This window comes from Mesorhizobium sp. B4-1-3, assembly GCF_006439355.1.
Taxonomy (GTDB): Bacteria; Pseudomonadota; Alphaproteobacteria; order Rhizobiales; family Rhizobiaceae; genus Mesorhizobium.
Map to the genome: position 1 here is coordinate 222913 of NZ_VFTG01000005.1, position 14560 is coordinate 237472.

Here is a 14560-nt window from a genome sequence, read left to right on the forward strand (position 1 = left end):
TACAGATCGCTACGTTGCCGGCAAGAAGACAGCCATGGTCGCCACGGTCGGACGCAAGGAATATCCGATCTCGATGCGCCTGCCGGAAGCGGACGTGGCGATCATCGATCGCGCCGCCAGCCTGGTCCCGCACGGATTTCGTGCTCGATGCCGCCGTGCGCGCGGCCGAGGATGAAGCGGCGCAATTCTGGCAACGGCAGGGATTTCTCCCGACGAAGGACAATCCGCTTGTCCTGTTTCGTTCGATCGCTGCAATCGCCGCTCGCTCGTGGAGGCTCAAAGGTAAGGTGAGGCGCCGCCTGTGCCGGCAGGCTTGAAACACCGGCGGCAATCGTCTATATCAGCGTCAAATTCTTGGTCGGTTATGACGAAGAGTGGGTCCACCCGGTCCCGCTCTTTTTTATTACCCGCCGGCCGGAAGCCAAAAGCGACAGGGATCCGATGACTGCAGCGGCAAGCGAGGCCGACGACCGTATCATCCGCGAAAGCGGCATCGATGCGCGCATTGCGCTGATCGTGCAGCCGGTGCTCAAGGCGATCGGCTTCCGTCTCGTGCGGGTGCAGTTGACCGGCCAGAACGGGCTCACGCTGCAGATCATGGCCGAGCGCGAAGACGGCACCATGACCGTCGAGGACTGCGAAGAAGTCAGTCGTGCGGTGTCGCCGGCGCTCGATGTCGATGATCCGATCGAAAAGGCATATCATCTCGAAGTGTCCTCGCCCGGCATCGACCGGCCGCTGGTGCGCAAATCGGATTTCACCGCCTGGACCGGCCATCTGGTCAAGCTGGAGACGTCGGTCCTCATTGGCGACCGCAAGCGCTTCAAGGGCAAGATCGCCGATGCCGATGCCGACGGCATCCTGGTCGAGCGCGACAAGGCGGCCTATGGCGAGGAGCCGACGGTGCGCGTGCCTTATGACGCGATCGCCGAGGCCCGGCTGGTGCTGACCGACGATCTCATCCGCGATGCCCTGTCGAAGGACAACCGGGCGCGCAAGGAAGCCAGGAAACGCCGCGGCGAGGCGCAAGACGCCGGCGCGGACGAAGAAAACGAAACCGAACAGGAAAGTTGATTGAGTAGCCGGGCCATCTGCCCGGCGCGAAATCGGGAGAAAGACAATGGTTGTAAGCGCCAACAGGCTTGAACTGCTGCAGATCGCCGACGCGGTCGCGCGTGAAAAGTCGATCGACAAGCAGATCGTCATCGCGGCCATGGCCGACGCGATCCAGAAGGCGGCGCGCTCCCGCTATGGCCAGGAAACCAACATCCGCGCCGACATCAACCCGAACACCGGCGAGATGAAGCTGCAGCGGCTGATGGAAGTGGTCGAGAAGGTCGAGGACTACGCGACGCAGATCGCGCTTTCCACGGCCCGCGAGCGCAACCCCGACGCCCAGATCGGCGACTTCATCGCCGAGCAGTTGCCGCCGATGGATTTCGGCCGCATCGCCGCCCAGTCGGCCAAGCAGGTCATCGTGCAGAAGGTGCGCGAGGCCGAGCGCGACCGTCAGTATGACGAATACAAGGACCGCATCGGCGAGATCGTCAACGGCACCGTCAAGCGCGTCGAATACGGCAATGTCATCGTCGATCTCGGCCGTGGCGAGGCGATCATCCGTCGCGACGAGCTGATCCCGCGCGAGAACTACAAATATGGCGACCGCGTGCGGGCCTATGTCTATGATGTGCGCCGCGAGCAGCGCGGGCCGCAGATCTTCCTGTCGCGCACGCATCCGCAGTTCATGGCCAAGCTCTTCACCATGGAAGTGCCGGAAATCTACGACGGCATCATCGAGATCAAGTCGGTTGCCCGCGATCCGGGTTCGCGCGCCAAGATCGCCGTCATCTCGCGCGATTCTTCGATCGATCCGGTCGGCGCCTGCGTCGGCATGCGCGGCAGCCGCGTCCAGGCGGTGGTCGGCGAGTTGCAGGGCGAAAAGATCGACATCATTCCGTGGTCGCCGTCGGCCGCTTCCTTCATCGTCAACGCGTTGCAGCCGGCCGAGGTCGCCAAGGTGGTGCTGGACGAGGATGCCGAGCGCATCGAGGTGGTGGTGCCGGACGACCAGCTGTCGCTGGCCATCGGTCGCCGCGGCCAGAACGTGCGGCTCGCCTCGCAGCTCACCGGCTGGGATATCGACATCCTGACCGAGCAGGAAGAGAGCGAGCGTCGCCAGAAGGAATTCGTCGAGCGATCGGCGCTGTTCATGGAAGCTCTCGACGTCGACGAGATGGTCGGCCAGGTGCTCGCCTCCGAAGGCTTCACCAGCGTCGAGGAAGTCGCCTATGTCGACTCCGGCGAAATCTCGTCGATCGACGGCTTCGATGAGGACACCGCTTCGGAAATCCAGACCCGCGCCCGCGAATATCTGGAAAAGATCGAGGCCGAGCACGACGAAAAGCGCAAGGCGCTGGGCGTCAAGGACGAGCTGCGCGAGATCCCCGGCATCACCACCGCCATGATGGTGACGCTCGGCGAGGACGGCGTGAAAACCATCGAGGACTTCGCCGGTTATGCCGCCGACGACCTGATCGGCTGGAAAGAGCGCAAGGACGGCGAGACCAAGGTCTATCCGGGCGTGCTCGCCAGCCACGGCGTCTCGCGCGCCGAGGCCGAGCAGATGGTGCTTGCCGCCCGCAAGAAGGCCGGCTGGATCACCGAGCAAGAGCTCGCCGCCGAAGAGACAGCGGCCGACGAAACCGTCGGTGCGTGAGGTGACCACCAATCGCAAAGCCCGTGGACGAGATGAACGATCGCACTTGCATCGTTACGCGCAGGCAGGCCGAAGCGGATGAACTGATCCGCTTCGTCGTCGGCCCCGATTCGACTGTCGTTCCGGACATCAAGAGAAATCTGCCCGGCCGCGGTTGCTGGGTCACCGCCGATCGCCTACATATCGACAAGGCAGCGGCGAAGAACCTGTTTGCCCGTGCATTCAAGGCACAGGTGACCGTTCCTGCCGATATCGGCGGCATGGTCGACGGGCTGCTCTCCAGATCCGCTCTGGGCATGCTCGGCCTTGCCCGCAAGGCCGGTGCCGTCGTTCTTGGCGCCGCCAAGGTCGAGGGCGCGGTGCGCGACGGGCAGGCGCTGCTGGTGCTGCATGCGACCGAAGCCTCGGACGATGGCGTCCGCAAGATCAGTCAGGCGCGGCGGGCAACCGTCCATCTTGGCGGCCCCGCCATCCTTGCCTACAAACTTTTCTCCGAGGCCGAGTTGAGCTTGGCATTGGGGGGTACAAATGTGATACATGCTGCCGTCCTCGCGCAGGACGCGGGACTGGCGGTTGAGAAGCGCGTAGTTGCGCTCGACCGATATCGGGGCGGTACCCCGAACGATCTGGCAATGCTTGCGGCCGTTGCTGACGAAGATGATGCCGCAGAGGATATGGAATGAACGATACGAAATCGGGCGACGACAAGACGTTGAGCGTTACGCCGAAGAAGACCTTGACGCTGAAGCGCCCCGGCCTCGAGCAGGGCACCGTGCGTCAGAATTTCTCGCATGGCCGCACCAAGTCGGTCGTGGTCGAGACCAAGAAGCGCAAGTTCTCCCTGCCTGGCGACAAGCCGGAGCCGGTGGCGCCGTCCGTGTTCACGCCCAAGCCCGTCGCTGCTCCTGTCGCCGCCGCGCCTGCCGTGCAGGAAGCGCCCAAGGCGCCGCCTCCGCCGGCGGAGCGTTCCGGTATGGTTCTGAACGAACTCTCGCGCGGCGAGATGGAAGCGCGCCGCAGGGCGCTGGAAGGGTCCAAGGCCCGCGAGGCCGAGGATCGCCAGCGCGCTCTGGAAGATGCCAAGCGTCGCGCGGAGGAAGAGGAACGCCGCAAGCGTGAACGCGAGGAATCCGCGCGCCGTCAGGCAGAGGAGGAAGCGCGCCTGCAGGCCGAGGCCGAATCCCGTCGCCGTGCCGAGGAGGAGGCTCGCCGTCGCGCGCCGCAGGCCGCCGACATCGCCACGGCCGATGAGGAGGAAGAGGCTAAGCCCAGACGCACAGGCACCGGCGGCGCAGCCAGCGCACCGCCGCGCCGTCTTGCGACGCCGGAAGTGGCTCGCCCGGCCAAGCCGACCAAGGGCGAGGAAGATCGCCGCCGCGGCAAGCTGACGCTGAACTCGGCGCTGTCGGATGACGACGCGCGCGCCCGCTCGCTATCGTCGATGCGTCGCCGCCAGGAAAAATTCAAACGCGCGCTTCATAATGAGCCGCGCGAGAAAGTCATGCGCGAAGTGATCCTGCCCGAAACCATCACCATCCAGGAACTGGCGCAGCGCATGTCCGAGCGCGCCGTGGACGTGGTCAAGTACTTCATGAAGCAGGGTCAGATCCTGAAGCCGGGCGATGTCATCGACGCCGATACGGCCGAGCTGGTGGCTTCCGAATTCGGCCACACTGTCCGCCGCGTCGCCGAGTCCGACATCGAGGAAGGCCTGTTCAACATCGCCGACCGCCCGGAGGACCTTGTGTCGCGTCCGCCGGTCGTGACCATCATGGGCCACGTCGACCACGGCAAGACCTCGCTGCTCGACGCCATCCGCAACGCCAATGTCGTCTCCGGCGAGGCTGGCGGCATCACCCAGCACATCGGTGCTTACCAGATCGAGAAGAACGGTCAGAAGATCACCTTCATCGACACGCCCGGCCACGCCGCCTTCACGGCCATGCGCGCCCGCGGCGCCCAGGTCACCGACATCGCGGTGCTGGTGGTGGCGGCCGACGACAGCGTGATGCCGCAGACGATCGAATCGATCAACCATGCCAAGGCGGCTGGCGTGCCGATCATCGTGGCGATCAACAAGATCGACAAGCGCGACGCCGACCCGCAGAAGGTGCGGACTGAGCTGCTGCGCCACGAAGTGTTCGTGGAATCAATGGGTGGCGAGGTGCTGGACGTCGAGGTTTCGGCGACCAAGGGCATCAATCTTGACAAGCTGCTGGAAGCTATCCTGCTGCAGGCCGAAGTCCTCGACCTCAAGGCCAACCCGGACCGCACCGCCGAAGGCGCGGTCATCGAGGCGCAGCTGGACAAGGGCCGTGGCCCGGTCGCCACCGTGCTAGTGCAGACCGGCACGCTGATGCCTGGCGACATCATCGTCGCGGGCAATGAGTGGGGCCGTGTGCGTGCGCTCGTCAACGATCGCGGCGAGCATGTACCGGAAGCCCCGCCTGCAATGCCGGTCGAGGTGCTCGGCCTCCAGGGCACGCCCCAGGCAGGCGACCGCTTCGCCGTCGTCAACAACGAGGCGCGCGCCCGCGAGATCACCGAATACCGTCAGCGTCTGGCGCGCGACAAGGCGGTGGCCAAGCATGCCGGCCAGCGCGGCTCGCTGGAGCAGATGATGTCGCAACTGCAGACGAGCGGGCTGAAGGAGTTCCCGCTGGTCATCAAGGGCGACGTGCAGGGCTCCATCGAGGCGATCAATGCCGCTCTCGAAAAGCTCGGCAACGATGAGGTCAGGGTGCGGATCGTCCATTCGGGCGCCGGCGGCATCACCGAAAGCGACGTCTCTCTGGCCGAGACGTCCGGTGCCGCGATCATCGGCTTCAACGTCCGCGCCAACGCGCAGGCGCGCACCGCGGCTGCTGCCGCGGGCATCGAGATCCGCTACTACTCGATCATCTACAACCTCGTCGACGACGTGAAGGCCGCCCTTTCCGGCATGCTCTCTCCGGAGCGGCGCGAGACCTTCATCGGCAATGCCGAGATCCTCGAAATCTTCGACATCTCGAAGATCGGCAAGATCGCCGGCTGCCGCGTCACCGAAGGCAAGGTCGAGCGTGGCGCAGGCGTGCGCCTGATCCGCGACAACGTCGTCGTCCACGAAGGCACGCTGAAGACGCTGAAGCGCTTCAAGGACGAGGTTGCGGAAGTGCCGGGCGGCCAGGAATGCGGCATGGCGTTCCAGAACTACGAGGACATGCGCGTCGGTGACATCATCGAGTGCTTCCGCGTCGAGATGGTGAACAGGACGCTCTAAATTCGGCTATACTTGCCGGAATGAAACGGGCGGCGGCCGCAGGGCTGCCGCCCATACCGCTCATGCATTTTGAGACATGCGGCGTGGTTCCATCCCGCGCTCCACGATTTCAGGACCGAAGAAATATGTCCCGTTCGACACAGTCAGGCCCTTCCCAGCGCATGCTGCGCGTCGGCGAGCAGGTGCGCCATGCGCTTTCCGAGACGTTGCAGCGTGGCGAGATCATCGATCCTGTGATCGAGAACAGCGTCGTCTCGGTCTCCGAGGTGCGCATGTCGCCCGATCTCAAGATCGCCACCGCCTTCGTTTCGCCGCTCGGCGCGGGCGACGACAACGCCGTGGTCGAGGCGCTCAACAGGCATGCGAAGTTCATCCGCGGCCGTGTTTCCGGCGCGTTGAGGCAGATGAAGTACATCCCGGAGTTCCGCTTCCGGCTCGACACCTCCTTCGACAATTTCGCGAAGATCAATGAACTGCTGAAATCGCCCGAAGTCGCGCGCGATCTCGGCGACGGCAAGAACAACGACAAGGACGAGGACTAGATTGGCGCGTCGCGGCAAGAAGAAGGGGCGGCCGGTCTCCGGCTGGGTGGTGCTGGACAAGCCGGTGGGCATGGGCTCGACCGAAGCCGTCTCCAAGATCAAATGGCTGTTCCAGGCCGAGAAGGCGGGCCATGCCGGTACGCTCGATCCGCTCGCCTCCGGCATGCTGCCGATCGCGCTCGGCGAGGCGACCAAGACCGTTCCTTATGTGCAGGACGGCGCCAAGGTCTACCGCTTCACCGTCGCCTGGGGCGAGGAGCGCTCGACCGACGACCTCGAAGGCCCGGTGACCAACAGCTCCGACCGCCGTCCGGCCGAGGCCGAGCTGCGGGCGCTGTTGCCCAAATACACCGGCGTCATCATGCAGACGCCGCCGCAATTCTCGGCCATCAAGATCGCCGGCGAGCGCGCCTACGACCTCGCCCGCGACGGCGAGACGGTCGAGATACCCGCGCGGGAAATTGAAATCGGCCGTTTGGATATTGTCGAGCATGGCACCGACAAAACCGTCTTCGAGGTCGAATGCGGCAAGGGCACCTATGTGCGCTCGCTGGCTCGCGACATGGGTCGCGACCTCGGCTGCTTCGGCCATATCGCTGAGTTGCGCCGCGTCGAGGTCGAGCCGTTCACACCGGAGGATTTCGTCACGGTAGCCGAGCTGGAAGCGGCCCGCTTCGGCGACAGGACAGAAGCAGGCCCGGACGAAGCCGCGATCCCGGTCGATTTCAGCGCCATTGACGCATTGCTCGTCGAAACGGCGGTGGCGCTCGACTGCCTGCCGCAGGTCGCCGTCAGCGACGACGCGGCAACCAAGATCCGCCTCGGCAACCCCGTCATCATTCGCGGCCGCGATGCGCCGGTCGAGGCCGAGGAGGCCTGCGCCACCGCGCGCGGCAAGCTCGTCGCCATCGGCGCCATCGAGCAGGGCATGTTCAAGCCGAAGCGGGTCTTTGCCGGGTGATTCCGGTGCAATTTCGTTGTTTGTGCAATCCCGGACGGAAAACCGCTGCACACTTCTCCTGGAATCGCTCTAATCTTCGGCTGAGCGCGAGAGCCCAGGGAACTCATGGCAAAGGCTGACACCGGCAGGAAAAGGGCGCCGTCGAAAACCCGCCGGCCTCCGGTCGGCGCGTCGCCCGGCACGCTTATCGCCGATCCCGCGGCGCAGCGCAGCGAGCTTCGGCTGACGCTGATCTCGCCTCGGAAATATGAAACCATCGACAATGCATCGATCGACGACCTCAACGCCCATTGCGAGAAATGGCCAGTCGTCTGGCTGGACTGCACCGGGCTTGCCAACATCCCGCTGATCGAGGAGATCGGCCGCATCTTCAACTTGCACCCGCTGGCGCTGGAGGACGTCGTCAACACCGGCCAGCGGCCCAAGGTGGATTTCTACGAAGATCACGCCTTCGTCGTCATGCGCATGATCGACGATGTCACCTCGCATCGCTACGAGCAGGTCGCACTGTTCTTCGGCGGCAATTTCGTCGTCACCTTCCAGGAGCGCCAGGGCGATCCGTTCGATCCGGTGCGCAAGCGCATTGCCGGCGCGATGCCCAACCGGCTCCGCTCGCGTGGCGCCGACTATCTCGCCTACGCACTGATCGATGCCATCGTCGACAGTTATTTCCCGCCCATCGAGGCGGCGAGCGAAACGGTTGACGGCATCGAGGACGAAATGCTGAACAAGCCGCACAAGCATCAGATGCGGCAGCTGCATGAACTGAGGCGCGACGCCAACGTGCTGAAAGGCGTTCTGTGGCCGATGCGCGACGCGCTGGCGACGCTGATCCGCAACGACGTGCCCTTCGTGAAGGCCGAGACCAAGATCTTCTTCAATGACACGCTCGATCATTCGCTGCGCCTGATCGAGCTGGTCGAGAACCAGCGCGACATGCTCACTGGCCTGATCGAGATGCATGTCTCGCTGACCCAGGCCCGCACCAACGACGTCATTTCCTATCTGACCATCGTCTCGGTGATCTTCATGCCGCTGACCTTCCTGGTCGGCGTCTGGGGCATGAATTTCGATCCGCAAAGCTCGCCCTGGAATATGCCCGAGCTGAAGGCCTATTACGGCTATCCCGCCTCGCTCATGTTCATGGCGATCGTTGCGATCGGTCTGATTGCGTTCTTCAAATGGAAGAAGTGGCTGTAGCCTTTGAGATTCGTCCTTTTCGCAACCAGAACCTGCGACAAGCCGGCTTGACAATTGGGCTGGTGTTTTTTCCGGAATTGCACTATATGCGCCGCAGCTTCGCGCCCTGACGCGTCGCTTGCACTGGCCTCTGCTGGACGACATCCCGGCTGTGGGCGTCCCGTTTCCTCCAACAGATAAGGAAAGCACGATGTCGATCACTGCCGATCGCAAGAAGGAATTGATGACCGAATTCGCAACCGCCAAGGGCGACACCGGATCTCCGGAAGTCCAGGTTGCCATCCTTTCCGAGCGCATCAAGAACTTGACCGAGCACTTCAAGGATCACAAGAAGGATAACCATTCCCGCCGTGGTCTGCTTGCTCTGGTCTCCCAGCGCCGCAGCCTGCTTGACTATCTCAAGCGCAAGGATGACGCGCGCTACCAGACGCTGATCGACAAGCTCGGTCTGCGTCGCTGACGAATTGACCGGCGGGCTCTCGAACAGGGCCCGCCGGTTGCGCATTGGCGCATCGGATGATCCGCTGCATCGGTGCTGAAAAGGAATTCTTCTCCGCGCATGGCGCGTTCCGGAAGCAGCGGTTTCCGGGGTCATGCGCAAGGTCGGGCAACCAGTTGGCCAATCGGCCAACCAGTTGGCCAATCGGGTTCCGGATCGCAGAGGGCTATCCGGAGCCGCCCATGGACGGTCATGGGGCAGGATTGCAGGATGCTCGCTCGGCGCAGAGCCGGACTTGATCGAGCTTCCCGTTGTCTTGCCCGTGGCTGCCCGAAGGAAGCCAGGGAAGGGAGAACCCGTAGCCGTAGGACGGCGCGGCCCTTTCCGCATATGAAGGACAAGATATGTTCAATCAACACAAAGTGGAAATCGAATGGGGCGGCCGTCCGCTCATCCTGGAAACCGGCAAGATCGCGCGCCAGGCTGACGGCGCGGTGCTCGCCACCTACGGCGAGACCGTCGTTCTCGCCACCGTCGTTTCGATGAAGGAGCCGAAGCCCGGGCTCGATTTCTTCCCGCTTACCGTCAACTACCAGGAAAAGACCTATGCCGCCGGCAAGATCCCGGGCGGCTATTTCAAGCGTGAGGGCCGTCCGAGCGAGAAGGAAACGCTGGTTTCGCGCCTGATCGACCGTCCGATCCGCCCGCTTTTTGCCGACGGCTACAAGAACGACACCCAGATCGTCGTTACCGTCGTCCAGCATGACCTCGAGAACGATCCGGACATCCTGTCGATCGTCGCCACCTCCGCCGCGCTCACGCTTTCGGGCGTGCCCTTCATGGGCCCGATCGGCGGCGCCCGCGTTGGCTATATCAACGGCGAATATGTGCTCAACCCGCATATCGACGAGATGCAGGAATCCAAGCTCGACCTCGTCGTCGCCGGCACCGGCGACGCCGTGCTGATGGTCGAGTCCGAGGCCAAGGAACTCTCCGAGGAACTGATGCTCGGCGCCGTCATGTTCGGCCACAGGAGCTTCCAGCCGGTGATCGAGGCGATCATCAAGCTGGCAGAGGTCGCCGCCAAGGAGCCGCGCGACTTCACCGCGCCGGATTATTCCGCGCTCGAAGCCGAGATGCTGAAGGTCGTCGGCGACGAGCTTCGCGAGGCCTATAAGATCACCGACAAGCAGTCGCGCTATGCCGCGGTCGACGCCGTCAAGGCGAAGGTCAAGGCCGCGTTCGCTCCGGCCGAGGGCGAGGAGGCCAAGTACACTTCCGAGCAGATAGGCAGCGTCTTCAAGGAGCTCCAGGCCAAGGTCGTTCGCTGGAACATCCTCGACACCGGCTCGCGCATCGACGGCCGCGATCTTAAGACCGTGCGCAAGATCGTCTCCGAGGTAGGCGTTCTGCCGCGCACCCATGGTTCGGCGCTGTTCACCCGCGGCGAAACCCAGGCGCTGGTCGTCGCCACGCTGGGTACCGGCGAGGACGAGCAGTATGTCGATTCGCTGACCGGCATGTACAAGGAGAAGTTCCTTCTCCATTACAACTTCCCGCCCTACTCGGTCGGCGAAACCGGCCGCATGGGTTCGCCGGGCCGTCGCGAGATCGGCCATGGCAAGCTCGCCTGGCGCGCCATTCGCCCGATGCTGCCTAGCGCCGACCAGTTCCCCTATACGCTGCGTGTCGTCTCCGAGATCACCGAGTCTAACGGCTCGTCCTCGATGGCGACCGTCTGCGGCACCTCGCTGGCGCTGATGGATGCCGGCGTGCCGCTGGCCAAGCCGGTTGCCGGCATCGCCATGGGCTTGATCAAGGAAGGCGAACGTTTCGCCGTGCTCTCAGACATCCTGGGCGACGAGGACCATCTCGGCGACATGGACTTCAAGGTCGCCGGTACCGCCAATGGCGTCACCTCGCTGCAGATGGACATCAAGATCGAGGGCATCACCGAGGAAATCATGGGCATCGCGCTGGGCCAAGCCAAGGACGGCCGCCTGCACATCCTGGGTGAGATGGCGCATGCGATCTCCGGCGCCCGCGCCGAGCTCGGCGAGTTCGCGCCGCGCATTGAGGTCATGCACATCCCGACCGACAAGATCCGCGATGTCATCGGCTCCGGCGGCAAGGTGATCCGCGAGATCGTCGAGAAGACCGGCGCCAAGATCAACATCGAGGACGACGGCACCGTCAAGATCGCTTCGGCGAACGCTAAGGAGATCGAGGCGGCGAAGAAGTGGATACACACCATCGTCGCCGAGCCGGAAGTCGGTGAAATCTACGAAGGCACCGTCGTCAAGACGGCCGACTTCGGCGCGTTCGTCAATTTCTTCGGCCCGCGCGATGGCCTCGTCCACATCTCGCAGCTCGCCAATGAGCGCGTCGCCAAGACCTCCGACGTCGTCAAGGAAGGCGACAAGGTGTGGGTCAAGCTGATGGGCTTCGACGAGCGCGGCAAGGTGCGCCTGTCGATGAAGGTCGTCGACCAGGCGACCGGCAAGGAAATCGTCCAGGACAAGAAGAAGTCGGACGGCGAGGAAGACGCCGCCTGATCGGTTTGATCGGATAATTCAAGACGGGCGCGCCGCAAGGTCGCGCCCGTTTTGTTTGAGGGCACTGCAAAGAGTTCTACGGAGCAGGTGAATGGCCGCCGAGCCGCTGAAGACGCTGTTCTATCCGTTTGAGGCCGAGGCGCTGCCTCTGCCCAGAAAGGATGCCCGCGTCCTTTTTCTCGGCGCCGAGCCTGGCTTCCGCTTGCCCGAAGGTTTCGAGGCGGCGCTGCATCTCGTGCAAGGCTTTCGGCCATATTTTCGTGCCTTGCAGGCATCCGGTTACACGGTCACGCCGCGCGTGGAAGGTTCCGGCTTCGACATGGCACTGGTGCTTGCGGGCCGCCATCGCGGCCAGAATGAGCGGCGCATCGCCGAGGCCATCGAGCGTGTGGCGCCGGGCGGATTGGTCGTCATTGCCGGGGGCAAGGACGACGGCATTGACAGCCTGCGCAAGCGGATCGACATGCTGTCGCCGCTCGAAGGCCATCTGCCGAAACATCACGGCGTTGCTTTCTGGTTCCGGCGGACCGGCACGGAGGCGGCCGCGGCGCTGCGCGCCGGCAACCGCGACCTCGTCATCGAAGGCGGCTTCAAGACCGCGCCCGGGATGTTCTCGTTCGATCGGATCGATGCGGGTTCGAAATTGCTTGCCGCGAACCTGCCCGGCGATCTCAAAGGCAATGTCGCTGATTTCTGCGCCGGCTGGGGTTATCTGGCGGCGGAAGTCCTGCAGCGCTCGCAAGGTCTCACCACGCTCGATCTCTACGAAGCGGATTTCGAGGCCCTGGAGGCGGCCAGGCTGAACGTCCACGGCGTCATCGAGCCGCGCTTCTTCTGGATCGATCTGCTCACCGAGGGCGTCGAACGGCGCTACGACGCGGTCGTCATGAACCCGCCTTTCCACAGCGGCCGCGCCGCCGAGCCCGGCATCGGCGCCGGCATCATCCGCGCGGCGTCGAAGGCCCTGAAACCGGGCGGCCGCCTGTTCATGGTCGCCAACCGCCAGCTTCCTTATGAGCAGATACTGGACGCGGCCTTTGCCAGCCATGTCGAGATCGCCCACGATAACATGTTCAAGGTGTTTTCGGCGCGTCGCTAAAAGCAATTCCAGGAAAGTGTGAAGCGGTTTTCCGCCCGGAATTGCGCCGGGAAAAGCTGGGCACTTCACTGCACGCTGACGATGCGCGCAGGCTCGCGGGCGCCGAAGGCGGACCGCGCTTCGCCGAGCTCGACTTTGAGCGGCGCCGGCCGGCCGAACAGATAGCCCTGCACCACCTCGCAGCCGGCGGCCCGAAGCAGCGTGGCCTGGTTCTCGGTCTCAACGCCCTCGGCGATGATGCCGACGCCCAGCGCCCGCGACAGGCCGACAATGGTCGAAACGATCGCGCCGGAGCTTGCGTCGCTGTCGATGCGGCTGACGAAGGAGCGGTCGATCTTGAGCTTGCCGAAGGAGAAATCGATCAGGTAGCTCAAATTGGAATAGCCCGTGCCGAAATCGTCGACGGCAACGGAGATGCCCATCTCGGCAAGCTGTTCCAGGATCGCCGCGGCGCGGTCGCGATCCTGCATCATCGCCGTCTCGGTGACCTCGAGCTCCAGCCGCGACGGCTCGATGCCGGTCGATTCGATCACCTCCCGCACGATGCCGACGAAATCCCTGGTCATGAACTGGACCGGCGAGATGTTGACGGCGACGAAGCATTCCTGCGGCAGGTACCTGGCGTCGCTGCAGGCCTTGCGCAGCACCCACTCGCCGATCGGATTGATCATGCCGGTTTCCTCGGCGATCGGAATGAACTCCATCGGCGGGATCATGCCGCGCTCCGGATGCTTCCAGCGGATCAGCGCCTCATAACCGACGACACGGCCGCTCGGCAGGTCGAGCTCCGGCTGATAGTGGAGGCTGAAGTCGCCGCGGTCGAAGGCGGTCTTCAGCTCCGACTCGATCCACTGCCGGTAATCCGCCACGCGGCCCATATCGGCGTGGAAGACGGACCAGTTGCCGACGCCGCTGGCGCGCGCGTTCTGCAGCGCCAGGTTCGAGCGGCGCAGGATGAGCACCGGGTCGACGCCGTCCTTCGGCATCGCCATGATGCCGACCGACAGGCTGACCGACTGCAAATGGCTTTGCAGCTGGTAGGGTTCCATCATCTCGTTGATGAGCCTCTCGATGAGCCGTTCGATCGAACCCCTGAGGTCGCGGTCAGGCAGGAGCACGGCGAACTCGCCGGCGCCGATGCGCCCGATCACCGCGTTCTTCGGCATATTCTCCTTCAGCCTGTTGGTGAAGGCGCGGATCAGTTCGTCGCCCTGGCTGTAACCGATGGCGTCGTTGATCTGCTTGAAGCGGTCGATATCGACGTCGATCAGGAACACCGGCTCGCCGGTTCGAATCGTCCCGGACGCGGCCTCGGCTATCTTGCCGACCATGGCTTGGCGCGACAGAAGCCCGGTCAGCTTATCGAAATGGGTTTCGTTGAAGACATAGGCCGCCGATTCATCGATGCCCGCGAAGAACGACAGCGCGGCGCCGCCGGCGGCTAAAGCGCAGAGCGCGGCGATGATGCCGGCCATCGTTTCGGCCGGCATGCCGGCCATGCCGTCGCCGAAGCCGAACCGCAACCCCCATAGCCCAAGGATAAAACTGCCCATGCCGGAGCTGGCGATGGTGATGAGCCGGAACAGCGGAGTGCGTTTGGGATTGCTGACTGCAGGCATGCAAGGTCCCTAGATTACGGGCCCTTATAGCGGATATCTTCTTAAAATGAGTTTCCGCCAATGCATGCAATTTTACTGGAACGCTACTATCGCGGCCGCAAACTATTCGTGCCAGAAGCAATTCCAGGAAAAGTGTGAGCGGTTTTCCATCCGGGATTGCGTAAAAACAA

Annotated in this window: 11 protein-coding genes and 1 pseudogene; 11 read left to right on the top strand and 1 reads right to left on the bottom strand. The window is 63.7% G+C overall.

The genetic code is table 11. The features are described from left to right. Nucleotides 1-34: 34 nt before the first annotated feature. The 11 genes and pseudogenes from FJW06_RS09890 to FJW06_RS09940 form a co-directional block, all read left to right on the top strand. Nucleotides 35-173, top strand: a pseudogene (locus tag FJW06_RS09890) (DUF1778 domain-containing protein); the annotation flags it as partial. Between the two features lie 268 nt (nt 174-441). Next, nucleotides 442-1074 (top strand): ribosome maturation factor RimP, encoded by a 633-nt coding sequence (gene rimP, locus FJW06_RS09895; protein WP_140751039.1) that lies wholly within the window; start codon nt 442-444, stop codon nt 1072-1074. A gap of 46 nt (nt 1075-1120) precedes the next feature. After that, entirely contained in the window at nt 1121-2716 is a 1596-nt protein-coding gene (gene nusA, locus FJW06_RS09900) for a transcription termination factor NusA (RefSeq protein WP_140751041.1), read from the top strand. A gap of 32 nt (nt 2717-2748) precedes the next feature. Continuing rightward, complete coding sequence (locus tag FJW06_RS09905) at nt 2749-3399, top strand: RNA-binding protein (RefSeq protein ID WP_140751158.1); 651 nt, start codon at nt 2749-2751, stop codon at nt 3397-3399. Continuing rightward, complete coding sequence (gene infB / locus FJW06_RS09910) at nt 3396-5975, top strand: translation initiation factor IF-2 (protein ID WP_140751043.1); 2580 nt, start codon at nt 3396-3398, stop codon at nt 5973-5975. The genes FJW06_RS09905 and infB overlap by 4 nt, the downstream gene beginning before the upstream one ends. A 125-nt stretch (nt 5976-6100) precedes the next feature. Continuing rightward, complete coding sequence (rbfA, locus tag FJW06_RS09915; RefSeq protein ID WP_140751044.1) at nt 6101-6517, top strand: 30S ribosome-binding factor RbfA; 417 nt, start codon at nt 6101-6103, stop codon at nt 6515-6517. A gap of 1 nt (nt 6518) precedes the next feature. Continuing rightward, complete coding sequence (gene truB / locus FJW06_RS09920; protein ID WP_140751046.1) at nt 6519-7478, top strand: tRNA pseudouridine(55) synthase TruB; 960 nt, start codon at nt 6519-6521, stop codon at nt 7476-7478. Between the two features lie 105 nt (nt 7479-7583). After that, the gene (gene corA, locus FJW06_RS09925; RefSeq protein WP_140751048.1) at nt 7584-8678 is read left to right on the top strand and encodes a magnesium/cobalt transporter CorA; all 1095 of its coding nucleotides are present in this window, start codon (nt 7584-7586) and stop codon (nt 8676-8678) included. A 190-nt stretch (nt 8679-8868) separates the two neighbouring features. Continuing rightward, on the top strand, nt 8869-9138 hold the full coding sequence (gene rpsO, locus FJW06_RS09930; protein ID WP_027165894.1) for a 30S ribosomal protein S15: 270 nt from the start codon (nt 8869-8871) through the stop codon (nt 9136-9138). Nucleotides 9139-9521: 383 nt separating this feature from the next. Continuing rightward, on the top strand, nt 9522-11672 hold the full coding sequence (gene pnp, locus FJW06_RS09935) for a polyribonucleotide nucleotidyltransferase (RefSeq protein ID WP_140751050.1): 2151 nt from the start codon (nt 9522-9524) through the stop codon (nt 11670-11672). A gap of 91 nt (nt 11673-11763) precedes the next feature. Then, nucleotides 11764-12771, top strand: coding sequence for a class I SAM-dependent methyltransferase (locus FJW06_RS09940; protein WP_140751052.1), 1008 nt, complete (start codon nt 11764-11766; stop codon nt 12769-12771). Nucleotides 12772-12836: 65 nt separating this feature from the next. Here FJW06_RS09940 and FJW06_RS09945 read toward each other — a convergent pair whose 3' ends face one another. Next, complete coding sequence (locus FJW06_RS09945) at nt 12837-14390, bottom strand: bifunctional diguanylate cyclase/phosphodiesterase (protein ID WP_140751054.1); 1554 nt, start codon at nt 14388-14390, stop codon at nt 12837-12839. Nucleotides 14391-14560 lie beyond the last annotated feature (170 nt).